Below are 18,845 nucleotides of genomic sequence, written 5' to 3'. Positions count from 1 at the left end.
ATCCCCGAGATCCCGATGCAACGCCTGATTCCCCTGTTTTTCAGCCTGTTCGTTTTACTGTTCAGCAACATGGCGCACGCCGCCGCGCCGGCGGCTCCCGGCAAGCGCATCGCCCTGGTGATCGGCAACGCGGCCTATCCGCAGCCGCTATTGAATCCCGTGAACGATGCGCGCGCCATGGCCGAGCGCCTGCGCCGCCTGGGTTTTGAGGTGCTGTTGCGCACGGACATCAATGCGCAACAGCTGCAAAAGGCGTCGGCCGAATTTTCCACGCAGGCACGCGGCGCCGATATTGCCCTCGTGTTTTACGCGGGCCACGGCGCCCAGGCGGGCGAAGCCAATTACGTGCTGCCGCTGGGCGCGAACATGCATGCGCTCAGCGCCGCCACCATCGCCGCGCAGGGCGTGTCCGTGTCCAGCCTGGCGGGCGATCTGCAGCGCTCGGGCGCGCGCGGCGCCGTGCTGATCCTCGATGCTTGCCGCCAGGAATACACGCGCGGCGGCGCCGTGATGGTGCCCGGCGGCAATGCGGCCAGCCACGGCTTTGCCGACACGCAAGCACCACGCGGCGTGGTGATCGCCTATTCGGCCGGTCCCGGCGCCCTGGCGCGCGATTTCTGGTCGCCCGATTCGCGCAACAGCCCGTATACCAGCGCCCTGCTCGACGCGCTCGATGCGCCGGGCTTGCCCATGAGCGACGTGTTCTCGCAAGTGGCGGCGCGGGTCGCCGCCATGACGCACGACGTGCAAAAACCGCGCGTGTCGTTTGGCGAAACGTCGGCGCGCCTGGTGCTGAACATGGGCAGCGGCAAGGGTGTCAGCCAGGCAACACCGGGCGTGCTGGCCGGCGCGCAAGGCCAGGGCGGCATGCGCGCACCGGTCCCGGCGCCTGCGCCAGCGGTGGAAAAGCCGGCCGCCCCCGGCGCCAAGGTGTGGCCTGGCAATGTGCTGCAAGACATCAACTATGAAATCCGCATGCAGATCGCGGCGCGGCCGTTTCCCCGCCAACAGCTGGAAAAGCGCGCGCGCGGCGGCGACCTCGTGGCGCTGACGGCCCTCGGCTACGGTATCGGCGGCGGCGATGCCGGCGTCAAACAGCCGAAGGCGGGCATGCAGTGGCTGGAAAAGGCGGCCTCCAAGGATTTCCCGATTGCCCAGACCTATCTGGCCGAATTGCTGATGGTCAAGGGCGACCCGGCCTCGCTGAAACGGGCGGGCGTGCTGCTCGATGCCGCCTCGCAGGCCGGCTACAGCCCCGCCCACGCCTACAAATTCGACCTGGCGCGGCGCACGGGCGCGCCGCCGCAGGATGCGGCCCGGCATTTGCAGGACGCCTTCATGGGCTTGATGAAGGATTACCAGGGCGCTGCCAAGGACATGATGCAGCCGCCGAAAAAATAATTTGAAATAATTTTGGATTTCCCTGAACTGCCCCCGTTATCCGTGGGTACATGCAATACAGCATGACAGTGACCAGGGAAATCCCATGCAAGCATCCAGCCCAGCAACAATCACCACCGGCCAACGGGGCCGCATCCTCGCCTACCAAGCAAGCGGACAAGGTTCCGTCAGCGTGGCCGGCATCCAGCATGCCTTCGACATCAGTACCCACTGGCGCTCGGACGTGGCGCCCGCCATCAACGCCGTCGTCGATGTGCGTTTCGACGACGCCGGCGGCCTCGCCACCGTCACGGCCATTCCCGCGCAGCAACTGGCACAGGAAGACATGGCCGGCGCCGCCAAGCTGGCGCGCGACAAGGGCCGGCAACTGTGGGGCCGGGCCGTCTCGGCGCTCGGCATCCAGGTGCTGGCCAGCCTGGGCGTGCTGATCGCCGGCGCCTTCGTCTTCAACGCCATCGGCATCCGTTTGTTCGCTTCCGTCTCACGCACCTATTGGCAGCTGCTGGGCCTGTCCGCCGACAGCCTGGAAAGCTTTGCCCGCGATGGCGGCGGCGGTTTTACCTCGGCCCAATTCTTCTTCCTGCTGGCCATTGCCGCCTGCTGCGCCACCATGGCCAGCAGCCACCCGAAAGCGGCGCTGGGCAAGTGCGCGCCGCTGCTGTTCATCGTCATCCACAGCAGCTTGCTGTTCATCAAGATCAAAGGCGCCGTCAGCGACGCGGGCAACGCCATGGGCGGCATCATGGGCAGCCGCGCGGCCGCATGGCCGAGCAGATGGCCAGTGAAATGCTGGGGCAAGTGTGGCAGGGGCTGTCGTTCGGCATCGGCTTTTACCTGGTGCTGGCCGCTTCCATCGTCCTCGCGGCCTATGGCGTCGGCGAATACAAACGTAAAACCATCGGCTAAGTCACCCACTCTCCACTTACTCTCCACTTACTTTGAAGGAAATATCATGAACCGTACCCTGCCCGCTCTGCTCGCCATCGCCATCCTGCTGTCCGCCTGCGGCAAGCCCTCCGAGAATGCAACTCCTGTCGCTTCGGCGCCCGCCACCAGCGTGGCCGACATGGCCGCCAAGGCACAAGTCAAGGCGGCGGCCGCCAGCCTGCCGCAAGCGGATCCGGCCACGCCAAGCGCCAGCTATGTCGACATCACCAGCGGCAACCAGTTGATGTACAGCTACATCGCCCTGTCCGGCGTGCCGCCCGACTATGCGGCCGTGGCGCAGCGCATCTCGCGCGAATATGCGGGCAGCAACGACGCCTTCCGCAAGCAGGAAGTGCTCGACGCCCTGAAACCGCAGATCGACGCCAAGGTCAATGAAGCAAAGACGAAACGCTACCTGCGCTACCAGATCAACGGCCAGGGCGCGCTGTCGCCGTACGCGATGGACAAGGCCGCCTTCCCCGCCAAGTTCGCCGAAGCGGGCACGTATTACTACATGTACGACAACGGCGACTACAAGCTGGCATTCACGAACGGCGACGGCTACTCGCTGCTGAAGGTGGACCAGGAAGCGGCGCGCAAGATCGAGGCGGCGCGCAGCGGCTACAAGGATTTCGCCATCGTCGTGTACGCGTATGCCCAGGAAGCGGACATGGCCAGCAACCAGGTCAAGGCGCAGATCGTCAAGGTGGCGATCAAGCTGAACGGGCAGGAAATTCCCGTCAGCCAGGCGCTGTAGAACGAGCTCGGTTACACTGTTCGCCACATTGCATCGGGATCGAAACATGGGCGAACAGACACTGGCGGAACAACAGCTGGCCAAGGGCCGGCAACTGCAGCAGCAAGGCAAGCTGATCGAGGCGATCAACGCTTACCAGGCTGCTTACAAGCAAGACCCGGCCCTGGCCGAAGCCCAGCATTTCCAGGGCCTGGCGATGCTGGAACTGGGCCAGGGCACCCTCGGCCTGGGCCTGTTAAAACTGTCGCTCAAGCAACAGCCGGACAACGCCCTGTTCCACTACAACCTGGGCAATGTGCTGCGCGGTACGGACAGCGAAGCGGCGCTGGCCAGCTACGCCACGGCGGCGCGGCTGGCGCCGCACGAGCACGATTTCGCGATTCTGCATGCGGAATTGCTGTTGGGGAAACAGCGGCTGATGGAGACCATTGCCGAACTGGAACGGGCCCACGCCCTGCGTCCGCAGCGCTGGCAAACCCTGCAGGGCCTGGCAGAGCTGTATTACCGCACGGGACAGCAGGAACTGGCCTTGGCCCGCTATGCGCAAGCCCTGGCGCTGCATCCGGCACTGGCGCAAACCTGCCGCATCGGCTTTGCCAGTCCGCAAGCGGAATACGCCGAAACGTTGACGGCGCTCAATGCCGCGGATGACATACACGATTTTATCCGTGAAACCGACCTGCACATCATCGACGATTTCCTGCCCGACCCGACCGCCTGGCGCGCCCAGGCGCTGGCTTTGCCGTTCGAGCAGCAGCGCTATGCGGGACAGAACTATCCGGGCAGCCAGACGGCGGGCCAGCCCAGCCAGGCCATCATGGAACGCATCGCCACGGCGCTGGGCCGCCCCATCCGTTTCATCTCGCCCGACAACGGCTCGTATCGCCTCAGCTATGCGGATGCGATGGCGCGCACGGATATCCACGTGGACAACGAGACGGGCAACAATTTCAATTTCTATGCGGGGGTGCTGTACCTGAATCCGCCCGAGCAGTGCCAGGGCGGCACCACGTTCTGGCGCCACCAGCCCAGCGGCTGGTACCGGAGACTGCCCGAGGCGGACGTGAAAGCGGGCGGCTACGCCAGCTTCAAGGATTTCCAGAAACGCTGGCTGCCGAACAGTAAAGTACAGAAATTCAACGACTTACAGGAACAGCGCGACAGTTGGCAAGCGCTGCTGGAAGTGCCCATGCGCCACAACCGCCTGATCGTCTACAAGGGCCATTACTTTCACTCGATCAGCAATGTCTTTGGCGACACGCCGGAAAATGGCCGACTGGTGCAGCTGTTTTTCTTTGAAGTGCCGGATTAAGTTATTCGCAGTAAAAATCGCCGAAGTTGATGACTGTTCAGGGCTAGGCGCCGTGCCGTAGGCAGTACGAATGTACGACAAGGCACGGCAACAACGCCATGGACGTTTTATTGGGTGATCGTCAATACATGTCGGCAGCCGTCGCCCGTACAGCTTTGAGCAGCATATCCGCCCCCGGCGACAACAGATGATCCTGCTGGCGGATGATGCCGAACGCATCCATCTTGCACGGCAGCTCGATCGGCAAGATGCTCAGCACGTTCAGCGATTCATAGTAATGGGCCACTTCCGTCGGCATCACGTGCAGCGAATCCGTCTGCTGCAGCAGCGACGTGATCAGCAGCAAGGCGGTCGTGTCGACCACGTCGACGGGCGGCTCCAGGCTGGCGCGGCGGAACATCATGTCGAAGCGGTGGCGCAATATGCTGCCTTGCGGCGGCAAGATCCACGGCTGGCCCGCCAGGTCCTTCAATTGCAGATTCTTGCGCGACAGCAGCGGATGGCCATTGCGCGCCACGGCGCTGGCCGGCTCTTCCGTCAATTCCTCGTAGATGAGGCCGGCGCTGCTTTCCTTTTCCAGGATGCGCCCGATCATGAAGTCCAGGGTGCCGTGCTGCAACATGTCCATCAGAGTGTTGCTGTGCTCCAGGTGCACGCCGATGCGCATCAGGGGCGCCTGCTGCTTGATGCGGGCAATCGCGCGCGGCAGCAAGGCCATGGCCGGCGTCATGATGACGCCCACTTCCACCTGGCCCGTCAGCCTGATTTGAGCGCGACGATGTCGTCATGCGCCAGCGACAGGCTCGTCAGCGCCATGCGCGCGTGGCGTATCATCGTTTCGCCGTAGATGGTCGGCTCCATGCCGCGCGGCAACCTGTCGAACAGGCGCACGTCGAGCATCTCTTCCAGATCCTTGATTTGCTTGGACGCTGCCGGCTGCGTCATGTGCAATTCTTCCGCCGCACGGTGGATGTTGCGCTGCTCGTCCAGGGCGATCAGCAGCAGCAGTTGCCGCGTCTTCAGGCGGGCTCGCAAGAACCAGTTGGGGTTAAGGGTATCCATGAATAAATCATATCATGATCGATATCAGTTTTAACTCAATATCGATATTCCAGATATCGGTTTGTCTCCTTTTTGAGCGTCGTCAAGCAGCGATCACGATGCCTTGCAGGCAGCGCTCGGGTTGGCTGCCGGGCCAGCCGTCTGGTGGATGAATTCGATCATGCCGTCAGGCTTGTATTTCAGCTCTTCCACGGCACGGAACGCCGGTATTCTCCGCCGCCGGGCAACTTGTCGTTGTGATAGAAGATGTAGGACTTGCCGTTGAATTCGATGATGGCCTGGTGAATGGTTTTCACGACGGCATTCTTTTCCATGATGGCGCCGCGGAAATGCCATGGGCCTGTCGGCGTAGGCCCCGTCGAATACGCCGTTTCTTCCGGGAAGTTGCGCGAGTACGACAAGTAATAAGTGCCAGCATGTTTGTGCATATAGGCCGCTTCCGTGAACGCATCCATGCCGAAGGTCAAGATCGGGCCATCGAGCTCCGTCATATTCGCTTTGAGTTTGGCGTACTTCAAGACCGTGTTGCCCCAGTAAAGATAGGCTTGGCCATCCGTGTCGATGAAGACGGCCGGGTCGATGTCGTCCCACGGGATCGCCGTCTGTTTCGTCATGTCGTTCGTGATCAGGGCGCTGCCGCGCGCGTCGACGAAGGGGCCCGTGGGGCTGTCGGACACGGCCACGCCGATGGCCTTGCCGGGGGATGGTCTTGTGGTCGACGGTCGAGTAAAAATAGTATTTGCTGCCGCGCTTGACGATGTCGCCCGCCCAGGCATCCTTGCCGGCCCAGGAAAACGTGGAAAAGCGCACGGGCGAGCCGTGATCTGTCCAGTTGGCCATGTCGCACGAGGAATATACGCGCCACTCGTTCATCCGGTAATCCGTGTCCGTGGCACTCGCTTCATCGTGACCCACGTACAAATACACGCGGCCATCGTCGACCAGCGCGGCCGGATCGCCCGTGTAGATATTTTTTACGATGGGGTTGGCCGCTTGCGCACCGAACGTGGCGCAGGCGAGCGCCAGCGCCATGCCGATGGCTGCGGCACGTGTGTGTTGCTTCAACATAAGGTTAACTCCCTTTGATGGTTTTCTGGCCCATGGCCATCAGTCTTTGCACGACGCAAAAGACGAACAGCAGGCCGCCGATGACGATCTTGGTCCACCACGAGCTGAGTGTGCCGTCGAAGGCGATCAGGGTCTGGATGGTGCCCAGCACGAGCACGCCGGACAGCGCGCCCGCCACGTAACCGTAGCCGCCGCTGAGCAGGGTGCCGCCGATGACGACGGCGGCGATCGCATCCAGTTCCGTGCCTTGCGCATGCAAGCCATAGCCGGACAGCATGTAGAACGAAAACAGCACGCCGCCCAGCGACGCACAGAATCCGCTGAAGGCGTAAATGAAAACCTTGGTGCGGCCCACGGGCAAGCCCATCATCAGGGCCGACTGCTCATTGCCGCCGATCGCATACACGGCGCGGCCGAACGGCGTGGCGTGCGCCAGCCAGATGGCCAGCAGCAAAGTGACCACGGCAATCACGACGCCGGGCGAAACGAAGCCGCCCAGGAAGCCCAATTGCGTCTGCGACATGGCCACGAACAGCGGGTCATCGATGGTGATGGAATTGATGCTGATCAAATAGCACAGGCCCCGCGCCAGAAACATGCCGGCCAAGGTGACGATGATGAAAGGCTGCAATTTGAAATAATGGATCAGCGCGCCCATGCCGGCGCCAAACACGGCGCCCAGCGCCAGCACGGTGGCGATCACCAAGAGCGGCGGCCAGTGCGCCACGTTCAGCAGCCAGGCGGCGATCATGGTCGACAAGGCCAGCACGGAACCGACGGACAGGTCGATGCCGCCGGAAACGATGACGAAGGTCATGCCGACGGCGATCACCAGCAAAAAGGCGTTATCGATCAACAAGTTAAAGATCACTTGCGTGGACAGCAGGCCCGGGTAGGCGGCGCCGCCCAGGCCCAGCATCACCACCAGCAGCAAGACCGTGACGAGCGAGGTGAAATACGGGGTGTGCAGCAAGCCCTTCATGCTTTTCTCCGATGCAGCAATTGCTTGAATTCCGACGATTGCGACAGGCAGACGAGGAACACGACGACGGACTTGACGACCATGTTCACCTCGGGCGGCACACCGAGCGAATAGATCGTGTAGGTCAGGGTCTGGATGATGAGCGCGCCTATCATGCTGCCGACCAAGCTGAACTTGCCGCCAGCCAACGAAGTACCGCCCAGGGTGACGGCCAGGATGGCGTCGAGTTCCAGCATCAGGCCCGCATTGTTGGCGTCCGCGCTCTTGATGTTCGAGCTGATCATCAGCCCGGACAGGCCGGCGCAGGCGGCGCAAAAGACGTAGACAAAGAAAATCAATGTCGCCGTCCTGATGCCGGCCAGGCGCGCGGCGACGGGGTTGATGCCGACGGCCTGGATGAACAGGCCCAGGGCCGTTTTGCGCATCAGCAAGGCGGTGATGAGGAAGACCGCCGCGACAAGGAACAGCGAGAACGGCAAGCCGAACAGATAGCCGCTACCGATGAAGAAGAACGGCTGATAATAGACCGTAACGATCTGTCCATCCGTCAGCAATTGCGCCAGGCCGCGGCCCGCCACCATCAGGATCAGGGTGGCGACGATGGGCTGCAAGCCGAGACCGGCCACCAGCACGCCATTCCAGCGCCGCCGCACAGCAGGGCCGCGCCCAGGGCGGCCGCCAGGGCCCAGCCCATGGGGATATTGCTCACGTAGGTGGGCACGCCATTGTCCATCACCATGGTGCCGCCGATCAGCATGGCGGCCACGGTGCCGGACAAGGCCACGACGGCGCCCACGGAAATGTCGATACCGCGCGTGGCGATCACCAGGGTCATGCCCAGCGCGGCCAGCATCAGCGGGGCGGCGCGGTTGACGATGTCGATCACGCTGCCGTACAAATGACCATCGCGGATTTCCAGATGGAAAAAGCCGGGGATGGCGAAGAAATCGACCAGCAGCAGCAAGCACAGCGCGGCCAGCGGCCGGCTCAAAGGATAGTGCAGAACGGTATGCAAGGCGGACGTACCCATAGTGGAAGCCGGACGCGCCAGCGGCGCGCTCGATGGCGTGGATAAACTCATGTGGCATCTCCGGCAATCACTTGCAGCACGGAACTATCGTCCAGCTCGCCGCGCGCATAGTAGTCGCCGCAGGCCTTGCGGTCGCGCATGACCAGAATACGGTCGCTGCAGCGCAGCACTTCCGGCAGTTCGGACGAAATGAACAGAATCGCCATGCCCTTGCGGCACAGTTTGGCCACATAGCTCATGATTTCCTGCTTGGCGCGCACGTCGATGCCGCGCGTCGGTTCGTCGAGAATCAGCATGGCGGGCGAGGTCACCAGCCAGCGCGCCAGCAAGGCTTTTTGCTGATTGCCGCCCGACAGGCTGCCGATCGGCGTTTCGATGCTGGCCGTCTTGATGCCGAGCGCCTTCACGTATTCATCGGCCAGCGCCTGCTGGCGTTTAAAGGGGATGGCGCGCAGCAAGCCCGTGCGGGCTTGCAAGGCCAATATGATGTTTTCGCGCACGGACAGCGACAAAATCGCCCCCTCGTGCTTGCGGTCTTCCGAGCAGAAACCGATGTCGCGGGCAATCGCGTCGCGCGGCACATTGAAGTGGCGCGGCTGGCCCTGCATGGTGATCGTCCCGAATCGGCCTTGTCGGCGCCGAACAGCAAGCGCGCCAGTTCCGTGCGGCCCGAACCGAGCAAGCCGGCCAGGCCCAGCAATTCGCCCTGGCGGATGTGGAAATCCATGGGCAGCAAGGCGCCCTTGCGGCCGAGGCCCTGCGCTTCCAGCACATTCGGGCCAAAGCTGGCCGCGCCCGCTTCTTGCGCCAGGTCAAGCTCTTGCGCTTGGGTATCCGCCGCCACGCCGATCATTTTATTGACCAGCGCCAGGCGCGACAGTTCGCTGCACGCATACTCTCCCTCGCGCTCGCCATTGCGCATGACGGTGATGCGGTCGGAAATGGCATAGGTCTGGTCAAGGAAGTGGGTGACGAACAGGATCGCCATGCCTTGCTCGCGCAGGCGGCGCAGCACGGAAAACAGCAGATTGACTTCCGCCTCGTCCAGGCTGGACGTGGGTTCGTCGAGGATCAGCACGCGGGCCGAAATGTTCAGCGCGCGCGAGATGGCCACCATTTGCTGGATGGCCAGCGGAAAACTGGACAGTTGCGCCGTGACATCGATATCGATCTGCAATTGCTGCAGCAAGGCACGCGCCTGCTGCTGCATGGCACGCCAATCGATGAAGCCGAAGCGGCGCGGATAGCGGCCAATAAAAATGTTTTCCGCCACCGACAGGTTCGGGCACAGATTGACTTCCTGGTACACGGTGCTGATGCCGAGCGTCTGCGCGTCCGAGGTGGAGGCGGGGGCGATGGGCTTGCCGTCAAACAGGATCTGGCCGCTGTCGGGCGTGTAGACGCCCGTCAGCACCTTGATCAGGGTCGACTTTCCCGCGCCGTTTTGCCCCATCAGGGTGTGCACTTCGCCCGGATACAGGCGCAGGGCAACATCGCTGAGGGCTTTGACGCCGGGAAAGGCTTTGCTGATGCCGCGCAACTCCAGCAAGGGAGCTGGCGCGGCCGTGTGATGCGCTTGCGTATTCATCATGCGGCAAGCTTAGTATTTACGGTTCGGGAATTCCTTGGCGGCCACCTCGGCAGGGAACACGCCTTCCACCGTCGTGATGCGCGCCGGCACGGGTTTACCGGCCACCACATCGCGGGCGATGGACATCAATTGCGGGCCCAGCAGCGGGCTGCACTCGACCGTGACGTTCAGCTTGCCGGCGATCATGGCTTCGAACGCGCCTTTGACGCCATCGATCGAGATGATGATGATGTCCTTGCCCGGCTTCATGCCCGCTTCTTCGATGGCCTGGATGGCGCCGATGGCCATGTCGTCATTGTGCGCATACAAGACGTTGATCTTCTTGCCTTCCGCTTTCAGGAACGCTTCCATCACTTCCTTGCCCTTGGCGCGCGTAAAGTCGCCCGTTTGCGAACGGATGATCTTCATCTTCGGATTCTTGCCCACCACTTCCAGGAAGCCGGCCTTGCGGTCGATGGCTGGCGCGGAGCCGACCGTGCCTTGCAGTTCGACGATGTTCAGCGTGGCATCCGGGGTTTTCTTGGCATAGTCCAGCAGCCATTGGCCGGCGCGGCGGCCCTCTTCCACGAAGTCGGAACCGATGAAGGTCACGTACAGCGATTTGTCGGCCACGTTGACGGCGCGGTCCGTCAGGATGACGGGGATCTTGGCGGCCTTGGCTTCGCGCAAGACCGTATCCCAGCCCGATTCGACCACGGGCGAGAAGGCGATCACGTCGACCTTTTGCGCGATGAACGAGCGCAGGGCCTTGACCTGGTTTTCCTGCTTTTGCTGCGCATCGGCAAATTTCAGGGTGACGCCGTCTTTCTTGGCCGCCTCCTTGATGGAGACGGTATTGGCGGTGCGCCATTCGCTTTCGGCGCCCACCTGCGAAAAGCCCATGACGAGGGGCTTGGCGGCAAACGCGGAAGGCGTGGCGAAGGTGGTGGCGGAAGCGGCCAGCAGCATGGCGCTGGCGAGGAGGGTGCGGCGGCTCAAGGTCATTCTTGTCTCCAGTTTTTTATTGGAATACCATCACAGCCGGATGCCGGATGGGCGGTTTTTTATGAACCCATGGTAGGAGAAAGCAACATAGCCATCCAATCAATTCTTTTTCGCTTGCGATACCGATTTGCGTATCACTGGATGGCCGCAGCTGCGCCCTCCCCCTCAGCGCAGCAGGCGCAGCCCGTACAGGCCACCCGCCACGGAGTCCTTGCCGGCAACAAATTTCACGACCAGCTTGCCCTTGGCGGCCGCGACCAAGTCCGCAGGCACGGCGATATCGACCGTATGCAGCTCCTGCGGCGCATCGGCCGCCACGGCCACCGTCTGCAGCTTGACGCCATTGAGCAACACGTCGAAGGTCCTGCCCGCATCGAGGGTGGACAGGGTCAGCTGCAAAATCCTCGCTTCGCTCTTCGGGTCGCTGAGGTCATAGCTGAACCAGCCCGTCGCATGGCGCCAGTGCCGGCCCTTGTTGACGCCGTTTTCTCCCCCTTCGGCCTGGAAGCTGTGGTCGGATTCGGGCTGCTGCTGCCCCGGCCACCTGGTCGATGGTCTGCGCATCGAGCGCCAGGCGCTCGGCTTCCGCCTGGCGCGTGGCATCCTGCAGCTGCGCCAGCCTGGCCGGCGCGGATACGGGCCAGTACAGCATGTAGCGAGAGTCATGCAGGCGGAAGAACGGGATCAGTTTGATCGTCGCCGCATCCTTGCCCTGGATCAAGCCGGGCGCCGTAAACGTCAGCGGCTGGCCCTTCACGGGTTTGATCTTGTGCATGAATTCTTTTGTGTCGCTGACGAACAGCGGTGACGATTCCAGCGGACACACTTGCCCCTGGGCGATATGGCCCATGCGCGAGTCGTCGGCAAAATAGTTCAGTTGTTCATACACAAACGGCTGCGTCCTGGCGGCCAGCACGATGGGGCCGTGCAGCACGGCATAGTAATTCGACTGGTCCGGCATCTGTTCCAGGCGCGTGCTCATCGGCAGCACCACGTCGACCGTGTCGCCGCTCTTCCAGGCGCGCGTGATGCTCACGTACGTACTCGCCCGGCGCGCCGGCCACGCGCAGGGCCTTGCCGTTGAGCTTGAGGCGCAGCTTGCCCTTGGCTACCCACTGCGGGTAGCGTATCTTCATGCTGAAGGTTTTATTTCCCAGCACCTTGATGCGCGTCGTGTCCTGGTCGGGAAACCGGGTCGATTGCACGATCTTGACGCCCTGCTCTGCCCAGTCCAGGGTGGAGGCCATGAAGAGGTTTACGTACAGCGCGTCGCCGTCATGCGCGTAGATGAACTCGCCATACTTGGCCTGGCTTTCGATACCGGAACCCACGCAGCACCACATGCCCTTGTCCACTTGCGAATACACGCGGTAGTGGTTCGGGCGCATGGGCGTAAAGTAGACAAAGCCGCCCGTGCCGGGGCGCTGCGACGACAAAATATGGTTGTACAGGGCGCGCTCGTAGTAATCCGCATACTTCACCTGCTCGTCGCGGCGGAACAGCTGCTGCGTGAGCTTGAGCATATTGTAGGTATTGCAGGTTTCCGGCCCCTCGACTTCCTCCACCATCGAGGAAAAATCGTGTTCGTCGTGGAAATGTTCCTTGACGCTGTTGCCGCCGATGGCCACCGTGCGCTTGTCGTGCACGGTTTGCCAAAAGAATTGCGCCGCCTGCTGCCAGTCGCGCCGGCCCGTCAGGGCGCCGATGCGCTCGAAGCCGATGATTTTCGGGATTTGCGTATTCGCATGCAGGCCCGTCAGCTTGTCTTGCCGGGCCGCCAAAGGCTGCAAGACCGCCTGGTGCGAAAAGCGCACGGCCAGGTCCAGATACTTTTGCCCGCCCGTCATCGCGTAAACGTCGGCCAGCACCTCGTTCATGCCGCCGTGTTCGGCGCGCAGCATGGCCTGCATCTGCGCATCGGACAAGGAGGCCGAGAGTTTCACGGCCCAGTCCGACAGCCCGATCAGCATGGCCTTCGCCTCGGCATTGCCGGTGTACTGGTAGGCGTCGCGCAAGCCGGCGAATACCTTGTGCAGGTTGTACCCACGGCACCCATTTACCATTGACGGAGAAGGTGTCAGCCTGCAGTTCGCCCCGAGCGATAGCTTGCCAGGCGGCATTGCCGTCCGGGATGCCGCCCAGGTAGCCGTTGCCATTCGCGTCCTGGCATTGCTTCAACTGCGCCAGCATGTAGTCGAGGCGTTCGCGCGCCTGCGCGTCGCCCGTGGACGCCACCATCAGGGCCAGCGCGGACAGATAATGGCCGCCCATGTGACCGTCGAGGCCCGTCGCTTCCCAGTTGCCATAGCTGGGCTGGATCTGCGGCAAGCCCGCCTCGCGGCGGAACGGCGCCAGCAGCTTATCCGGGTCGAAGGCCAGCAGATACTGCAAGTCCGTCGTCTGCGCATCGAGAAACGGTCCCGCACCGAGGCGCACGGACGCGAGGGGAAACAGCTCCGCCGCCTGGAGTAGCGGCGTGGCAAGGCCGCCGGCGGCCAGCGCCAGCGTCAGCAAGGTTGTTTTCATGGCAGACCCTTACGGTTTGGCAGCGGGCAACTGCTTGCTCTGGTAGCGGTTCAAGTCGCGCGGATCCACCTGCGGCCAGCCATCCTTGTCCCACGTCATGGGCAGGATCTTGAGCTTCTGCAAATAATTGTCCGCCGTCTCGTAGGCGTGCAGCACCAGGTAATCCTTGCCGTCAAAGGTATAGGCACTGTTGTGGCCCAGGCCCCGCCAATCCTTGTCGCCTTTCAAGACCACCGTGCCGCCGCCCTGCGCCATGTCGCGGCCATCCTTGTCCAGATACGGCCCCGTCACGCTTTTCGAACGGCCCACGGCCAGGTGGTAGGTGCTTTTTTCCTTCTGGCAGCACAGTCCCCAGGAGACGAAGAGGAAATAATCGTTGCCGCGCTGGAAGATGAACGGCGCCTCGATTTCCTCGGGCGCGGGCTTGAATTCGCCGGCCCTTGGCGGCAGGGGCACGCGGCGCGCCAGGGAATGCCACTCTTGCGGTTCCGCAATGGTTTTCCAGTCGGCGTTGAGTTTCACCAGCTTGATGCCGTTCCAGAACGAGCCGAAGGCCATCCACGGCGTGCCCTTGGCATCGGTGACAATGTTCGAGTCGATGGCATTCCACTCGTCGCGCTCGGGCACCGATTGCAGCAGCATGCCCTGGTCGACCCAGCGGTAATCGGGCGAGCGGGGGTTCAGGGTGGTGTTGACGGTCACGCCGATGCCGGAGGTGTTCTTGCCGAAGCCGGAGACCGAGTAGTACAGGTAATACTTGCCGTCATGGAATTGCACATCGGGCGCCCAGATATGGTCGTCAAACGACGGCGCGGCCGTCTTGGCCCAGACAGGCTGGCCCGCGAAGACGCGCCCTTCCGGTTGCCAGTCGACCATATTCTTCGAGCTGTAGAAGGTGATGCCGGGCCCCGTGCTGTACAGGTAATACGTGTCGCCATCCCTGGCCATCACGGGGTCGTGCACGCTCACTTGCGCGGCGTGGCAAGACAGCGCCAGCAGGGTGGCGGTAACGGCGGCCAGGCCGCGCTTGAGCGTTTGCATCATGGTTTTCCTTTACTTTTAATTGCCCGTGCGGGCGCCCCACAGCGACACGCCATCGATGGACTGCGCCGTGAACGTGACGACGAAGGCTTGCGCATTCGTATGCCACTGGCGCGACAGCACGCCATTGAACAGGCCGCCCGACGCCAGGGTGACGGCGAGCAAATTGTTGCCCTGGTGCTGCCACGTGCCCGTTTGCGCCCCCGAGAGCGTGCCGTCGGCCAGCAATGTGACGCTTTGCGACAGCTTGAGCGCCGTGGAAATATCCTTGCCGTGGTTGATCAATTGATAGCTGCCCGCCACCTCCGCTACCGCCACCTGCGCCGCCAGCGGCGTGACGCTTTTGCTCAAGGGCACGTAACGGAACGGCGCCGCCACCAGCCAGCCATCGGCGTTGAGGAAGAGCTCGTGCACACGGAGCTCGTGCAATTCTCCCGTGTTGGGGAAGCGCGTGTGGAAGATGATAAATACTGCTGCGTGGCAGCATCGTACACCGCTGAATTGTGTCCTGGCGACACATATCCCGGCGGCGTGCCCGTCTCGCCCGCCGCCAGCGCGAATTGATGGTTGCCCATCAGCTTCTGGCCGAACGGTGCGATGGAGGCATCGTCAAACAGGGGCAAGGCGGGGTTGGACTTGACCTGGCGCATATCGTTGCCCCGGGCATCCACGTAGGGGCCGTCCGGATTGCGCGAACGGGCCACGCGCATATTGTAGGCGCCGTTCGCGTCCAGGCCGCCAAACGAGGTGAACAGGTAGTAATACTGCGATTGCGGGCTGTACAGCACGTAGGCGCCCTCGATGCGGCTATGGTTGCCGCCGATCACGTGCTTGCCATAGCCCTGCCCTGCAACGGGCAAGCCCGTGGCCGGGTCCATGGCCAGGATGAAGATGCCGCCCGAATACGAGCCGTATATCATCCACAGCTTGCCCGTGGCGTCGCGGAAAGTGTTCGGATCGATCGACCACGTTCGGTTGCGTCAACGCATCGTAGAGCGTCACGCCATCCTCGCTGAGCTGGCCCCACATGCCGGACTTGAGGAAAATCTGCTGGTTCACATAGGGGCCGTCCACCTTGTCGGCCAGGGCCAGGCCCATGGCGGAACGGGGTGAATCGCCCTTGCAACTGTTGTAATACATGGCGAACTTGCCATTAGCGAGCTGGATGACATCGGGCGCCCACAGGCCCGTCACTTGCGACCAGGCAAAGGTGTCGGCCAAGGCACTGACGACATTGCTGAACAGGGGATTGCCGGCGTTGACGCCGTCGGCCATCTTCGTCCAGTTCATCAGGTCGGTGGACCTGGCGGCCGCCAGGTGCGAACCGAACACATAATAGGTGCCGGCCACCTTGATGACGGACGGGTCATGCACGGAAGCATTCATAAAGGTGATGGCGCCCTGTACGGGCGGCACGACTAAGGGAGGGACGACGGGAGGCACGACGGGCGGCGTGACGGATACGACAGGCGCGCTCCCGGACGAGCCACCGCCGCCACAGGCGGCCAGGGCCATGGCGCTACCGAGCGCCAGTACAGCTTCTCTTCTGTTCATGGAATACTTTCTCTACAACGTGCAGCACGATGCGGCTGGCCGGCGCAGGAAAGCTCCCGCGCCGGCACAGAGTAGACAGCAGGAAGCTGGCGGCTTATTCGACGGCGACGACCACGACGGCCTTGGCGGGCACCGACACGGTCAGCTTGCCGCCTTGCGCCTGGGCATGGAAGGCCACCGGCTGCACGGCTTGCGGCTGCGCAAAGCTGTTGACGGCATCCATCTTGCCTGCGGTCAGCACGCGACCGTTCACGCTGGCCACTTGCTTGCCGGCCAGCGCCACGTTGACGTCGACGGCCTTGTGCGGGTTCGTGTTGACCAGGGACAAGTACACCTTGCCATCCCTGGCGCGCGCGGCCGAGGCGCTTACCTCAGGAATGCTGACCTTGCCCAGGCTGTACTTGCCATTGCCGCTAATGGCAACCGGCAAGGACGTGGCATCCTGAAACGGCACGTACATTTCAAACGCGTGATACGTCGGCGTGAGGAAATATTTGTCCTTGTCCGTGATGATCATGGCCTGCAGCACGTTGACCATTTGCGCGATATTCGTCATGCGCACGCGGTCCGCGTGGGCATGGAAAATATTGAAGTTCAGGGCGGCGACGAGCGCGTCGCGCAAGCTGTTTTGCTGGAACAGGAAACCCGTGTTGGTGCCCGGCTCGACGTCGTACCAGGTGCCCCATTCATCGACGTACAAGCCCGTCTTTTTCGACGGGTCGTTCTTGTCGATGGCGGCGAGATTGTTCTTGATCAAGCTATCGATGCGCAGGGTGCGGCTCAGGGTGGAAATCCACTCGTTTTCGCCAAAACCCGTGGCTGCGCCCTTCTTTTCCCACACGCCGGTCGGCACCGTGTAGTAGTGGAAACTGATGGCGTCCATCATGTTCGGCTTGATTTCGCGGCTCAGGGTGCCGGACCAGCTGATGTCGTCGTCATTGCCGCCGCTGGCGATGAATTTCGGGCGCGCGCTTTCCGGCGTCTTCATGAAGGTGTGATAGTGCTTGTACAGGTCGGCGTAGTATTGCGGGCGCATATTGCCGCCGCAGCCCCAGGCTTCATTGCCGATGCCGAAATAATCAACCTTGTATGGCTGGGCGCGGCCATTCTTGCGGCGTAGCTCGGCCAGGGTGGACTTGCTGTCCGACGTCATGTATTCGAGCCATTCGGACATTTCCTGCGGCGTGCCGGAGCCGAGATTGCCGTTGATGTAGGTCTGCGCGCCCAGCAGCTCGGCCAGGTCGAAGAATTCATGCGTGCCGACGGCATTCGACTCTTCCACGCCGCCCCAGTTGGTGTTGACCTTGGTCGGACGCTTGTCGCGCGCGCCAATGCCATCCTTCCAGTGATACTCATCGGCAAAACAGCCGCCCGGCCAGCGCACCAGCGGCACGTGCAGCTGTTTCAGCGCGCCCAGCACGTCATTGCGCCAGCCCTTGGTGTTCGGGATGGCAGAGTCCGGCCCCACCCACATGCCTTCGTAGATGCCGGTCCCCAGGTGTTCGGCGAACTGGCCGTACACGTTCTTGTTGATCACGGGACCGGGCTTGGCCACGTCGATGGTGACGTTGACGGGCGCGGCAAAGGCGCTGCCGACGGCCATGGCCAGGCTGAGGGCCACGATGCTGGTATGGATGAATTTCATGCTGTCTCCTGTTTTTTAGTGAAAAGCAAGGGCCGGGGATCAACCCCGGCGCAATCTGGATGTGGCGATGCCTCTCCTGCCGCGGGGTTGGGGCGGCATGAGGGGAGTTTCAAGATCGGAGTTGCCGGTCAGTGCCGGCGCGAATTAAACGATGCGCTAAGGCTTATACCCAGCCAGCATCCACAATGAATTCCTGACTGGAGCACATCGCGCCGTCATCGGAGGCAAGGAACAGCACCATGGCGGCGATGTCCTGCGGCATCATTTTATTGGGCAGACACTGGCTCTTCTTGATTTCCGCTTCCGCCGCCTCGTCGACCCACAGTTCGATCTGGCGCTGCGTCATGACCCAGCCGGGCGTGACGGTATTGACGCGGATGTTATGGGCGCCGAAATCGCGCGCCAGGCCCCGTGTGAGGCCGACGACGGCCGCCTTGGTGGTGGCGTAGACGGGATAGCCGCCCGACTTCATGTGCCAGGAAATCGAGCTGACGTTGATGATGGAACCGCCGCCCCTGCGCTTCATGCCTTCGAAGACGGCCTGGCAGGTGAAGAACATCGGACGTTGATTAATCGCAATACGCTCGTTCCAGTATTCCAGGGTGACGTCCTGCGCCTGGTGGCGCTGGTCGTTGGCCGCGTTGTTGACGAGGATATCGAAGTCGCCCAGCTTCTGCGCCAGTTCCGCCATGACGGCTTGCAGGGAAGCAATATCCGTGATGTCGCAATGGCGGAACAGTGGCGCCGTCAGGCCCGCTTCAGCCAGGCGGCGGCACAGGGCCTCGCTCGCTTCCACGGCGATGTCGACAAACGCCACCAGCGCGCCCTGGGCGGCAAATTCCGCCACCAAAGATTCGCCGATGCCGCTGCCGCCACCCGTGATGAACACGCGCTTGCCCTGCAAGCTGCCATATTTCGCCAATTGCTTCATCTTGTCTCCACCTGTGTATTTTTTATTTTTTGTA

At 62.4% G+C, this 18,845-nt stretch carries 14 protein-coding genes and 6 pseudogenes; 3 read left to right on the top strand and 17 right to left on the bottom strand.

Annotated features, from left to right (window positions below; all coding sequences use genetic code 11):
- Positions 1 to 15: 15 nt before the first annotated feature.
- From ACQVLG_RS08710 to ACQVLG_RS08700, 3 genes are all read left to right on the top strand, one after another.
- A complete protein-coding gene (locus tag ACQVLG_RS08710; protein WP_474293996.1) occupies positions 16 to 1,401 on the top strand; it encodes a caspase family protein in 1,386 nt (461 codons plus the stop codon).
- Positions 1,402 to 1,486: 85 nt separating this feature from the next.
- A complete protein-coding gene (locus tag ACQVLG_RS08705; protein ID WP_474293994.1) occupies positions 1,487 to 3,085 on the top strand; it encodes a hypothetical protein in 1,599 nt (532 codons plus the stop codon).
- Between the two features lie 46 nt (positions 3,086 to 3,131).
- A complete protein-coding gene (locus tag ACQVLG_RS08700) occupies positions 3,132 to 4,397 on the top strand; it encodes a DUF6445 family protein (RefSeq protein ID WP_474293992.1) in 1,266 nt (421 codons plus the stop codon).
- A 121-nt stretch (positions 4,398 to 4,518) separates the two neighbouring features.
- Here the strand turns inward: ACQVLG_RS08700 and ACQVLG_RS08695 are convergent.
- From ACQVLG_RS08695 to ACQVLG_RS08615, 17 genes and pseudogenes are all read right to left on the bottom strand, one after another.
- Positions 4,519 to 5,459, bottom strand: a pseudogene (locus ACQVLG_RS08695) (LysR family transcriptional regulator).
- A gap of 179 nt (positions 5,460 to 5,638) precedes the next feature.
- A complete protein-coding gene (locus tag ACQVLG_RS08690; protein WP_474293990.1) occupies positions 5,639 to 6,142 on the bottom strand; it encodes a family 43 glycosylhydrolase in 504 nt (167 codons plus the stop codon).
- A gap of 49 nt (positions 6,143 to 6,191) precedes the next feature.
- Positions 6,192 to 6,491, bottom strand: a pseudogene (locus ACQVLG_RS08685) (family 43 glycosylhydrolase); the annotation flags it as partial.
- Positions 6,492 to 6,531: 40 nt separating this feature from the next.
- Entirely contained in the window at positions 6,532 to 7,509 is a 978-nt protein-coding gene (gene yjfF / locus ACQVLG_RS08680; protein ID WP_474293988.1) for a galactofuranose ABC transporter, permease protein YjfF, read from the bottom strand.
- Positions 7,506 to 8,539, bottom strand: a pseudogene (locus tag ACQVLG_RS08675) (ABC transporter permease). Before ACQVLG_RS08675 ends, yjfF begins: the two are co-directional and overlap by 4 nt.
- A gap of 47 nt (positions 8,540 to 8,586) precedes the next feature.
- A pseudogene (locus tag ACQVLG_RS08670) lies at positions 8,587 to 10,127 on the bottom strand (sugar ABC transporter ATP-binding protein).
- 12 nt (positions 10,128 to 10,139) lie between these two features.
- Positions 10,140 to 11,114: an ABC transporter substrate-binding protein gene (locus tag ACQVLG_RS08665; protein WP_474293986.1), complete on the bottom strand. Its 975-nt coding sequence runs from the start codon at positions 11,112 to 11,114 to the stop codon at positions 10,140 to 10,142.
- Positions 11,115 to 11,279: 165 nt separating this feature from the next.
- Positions 11,280 to 11,678, bottom strand: a complete 399-nt coding sequence (locus ACQVLG_RS08660; protein ID WP_474293984.1) for a DUF6805 domain-containing protein — start codon at positions 11,676 to 11,678, stop codon at positions 11,280 to 11,282.
- A gap of 136 nt (positions 11,679 to 11,814) precedes the next feature.
- Positions 11,815 to 11,964: pseudogene (locus tag ACQVLG_RS08655) on the bottom strand (DUF4986 domain-containing protein); the annotation flags it as partial.
- 31 nt (positions 11,965 to 11,995) lie between these two features.
- Positions 11,996 to 13,177: a glycoside hydrolase family 127 protein gene (locus ACQVLG_RS08650; protein ID WP_474293982.1), complete on the bottom strand. Its 1,182-nt coding sequence runs from the start codon at positions 13,175 to 13,177 to the stop codon at positions 11,996 to 11,998.
- Between the two features lie 43 nt (positions 13,178 to 13,220).
- Positions 13,221 to 13,640, bottom strand: a pseudogene (locus ACQVLG_RS08645) (beta-L-arabinofuranosidase domain-containing protein); the annotation flags it as partial.
- Positions 13,641 to 13,649: 9 nt separating this feature from the next.
- Positions 13,650 to 14,684: a family 43 glycosylhydrolase gene (locus ACQVLG_RS08640; RefSeq protein WP_474293980.1), complete on the bottom strand. Its 1,035-nt coding sequence runs from the start codon at positions 14,682 to 14,684 to the stop codon at positions 13,650 to 13,652.
- 15 nt (positions 14,685 to 14,699) lie between these two features.
- Positions 14,700 to 15,095 carry a lipocalin-like domain-containing protein gene (locus ACQVLG_RS08635; protein WP_474293978.1) on the bottom strand — a complete coding sequence of 132 codons (396 nt, stop codon included), beginning with the start codon at positions 15,093 to 15,095 and terminating at the stop codon, positions 14,700 to 14,702.
- Positions 15,029 to 15,601: a glycoside hydrolase family protein gene (locus ACQVLG_RS08630; RefSeq protein ID WP_474293976.1), complete on the bottom strand. Its 573-nt coding sequence runs from the start codon at positions 15,599 to 15,601 to the stop codon at positions 15,029 to 15,031. Before ACQVLG_RS08630 ends, ACQVLG_RS08635 begins: the two co-directional genes overlap by 67 nt.
- The gene (locus tag ACQVLG_RS08625) at positions 15,489 to 16,235 is read right to left on the bottom strand and encodes a family 43 glycosylhydrolase (protein ID WP_474293974.1); all 747 of its coding nucleotides are present in this window, start codon (positions 16,233 to 16,235) and stop codon (positions 15,489 to 15,491) included. Before ACQVLG_RS08625 ends, ACQVLG_RS08630 begins: the two co-directional genes overlap by 113 nt.
- A 94-nt stretch (positions 16,236 to 16,329) precedes the next feature.
- Entirely contained in the window at positions 16,330 to 17,880 is a 1,551-nt protein-coding gene (locus ACQVLG_RS08620) for an alpha-N-arabinofuranosidase (protein ID WP_474293971.1), read from the bottom strand.
- 163 nt (positions 17,881 to 18,043) lie between these two features.
- Positions 18,044 to 18,811, bottom strand: a complete 768-nt coding sequence (locus tag ACQVLG_RS08615) for an SDR family NAD(P)-dependent oxidoreductase (RefSeq protein WP_474293969.1) — start codon at positions 18,809 to 18,811, stop codon at positions 18,044 to 18,046.
- Positions 18,812 to 18,845: the final 34 nt, after the last annotated feature.

Source organism: Janthinobacterium sp. TPC_1, from assembly GCF_056037845.1.
This window is presented reverse-complemented; position numbering and strand designations above follow the sequence as displayed.

Excerpts from the sequence above, each read along its gene's own strand:
- ACQVLG_RS08710 (WP_474293996.1), top strand. The coding sequence starts at position 16 with ATGCAACGCCTGATTCCCCTGTTTTTCAGCCTGTTCGTTTTACTGTTC.
- ACQVLG_RS08705 (WP_474293994.1), top strand. The coding sequence starts at position 1,487 with ATGCAAGCATCCAGCCCAGCAACAATCACCACCGGCCAACGGGGCCGC.
- ACQVLG_RS08700 (WP_474293992.1), top strand. The coding sequence starts at position 3,132 with ATGGGCGAACAGACACTGGCGGAACAACAGCTGGCCAAGGGCCGGCAA.
- yjfF (WP_474293988.1), bottom strand. The coding sequence starts at position 7,509 with ATGAAGGGCTTGCTGCACACCCCGTATTTCACCTCGCTCGTCACGGTC.
- ACQVLG_RS08665 (WP_474293986.1), bottom strand. The coding sequence starts at position 11,114 with ATGACCTTGAGCCGCCGCACCCTCCTCGCCAGCGCCATGCTGCTGGCC.
- ACQVLG_RS08660 (WP_474293984.1), bottom strand. The coding sequence starts at position 11,678 with ATGCGCAGACCATCGACCAGGTGGCCGGGGCAGCAGCAGCCCGAATCC.
- ACQVLG_RS08650 (WP_474293982.1), bottom strand. The coding sequence starts at position 13,177 with ATGGTAAATGGGTGCCGTGGGTACAACCTGCACAAGGTATTCGCCGGC.
- ACQVLG_RS08640 (WP_474293980.1), bottom strand. The coding sequence starts at position 14,684 with ATGATGCAAACGCTCAAGCGCGGCCTGGCCGCCGTTACCGCCACCCTG.
- ACQVLG_RS08630 (WP_474293976.1), bottom strand. The coding sequence starts at position 15,601 with ATGATATACGGCTCGTATTCGGGCGGCATCTTCATCCTGGCCATGGAC.
- ACQVLG_RS08625 (WP_474293974.1), bottom strand. The coding sequence starts at position 16,235 with ATGAACAGAAGAGAAGCTGTACTGGCGCTCGGTAGCGCCATGGCCCTG.
- ACQVLG_RS08620 (WP_474293971.1), bottom strand. The coding sequence starts at position 17,880 with ATGAAATTCATCCATACCAGCATCGTGGCCCTCAGCCTGGCCATGGCC.
- ACQVLG_RS08615 (WP_474293969.1), bottom strand. The coding sequence starts at position 18,811 with ATGAAGCAATTGGCGAAATATGGCAGCTTGCAGGGCAAGCGCGTGTTC.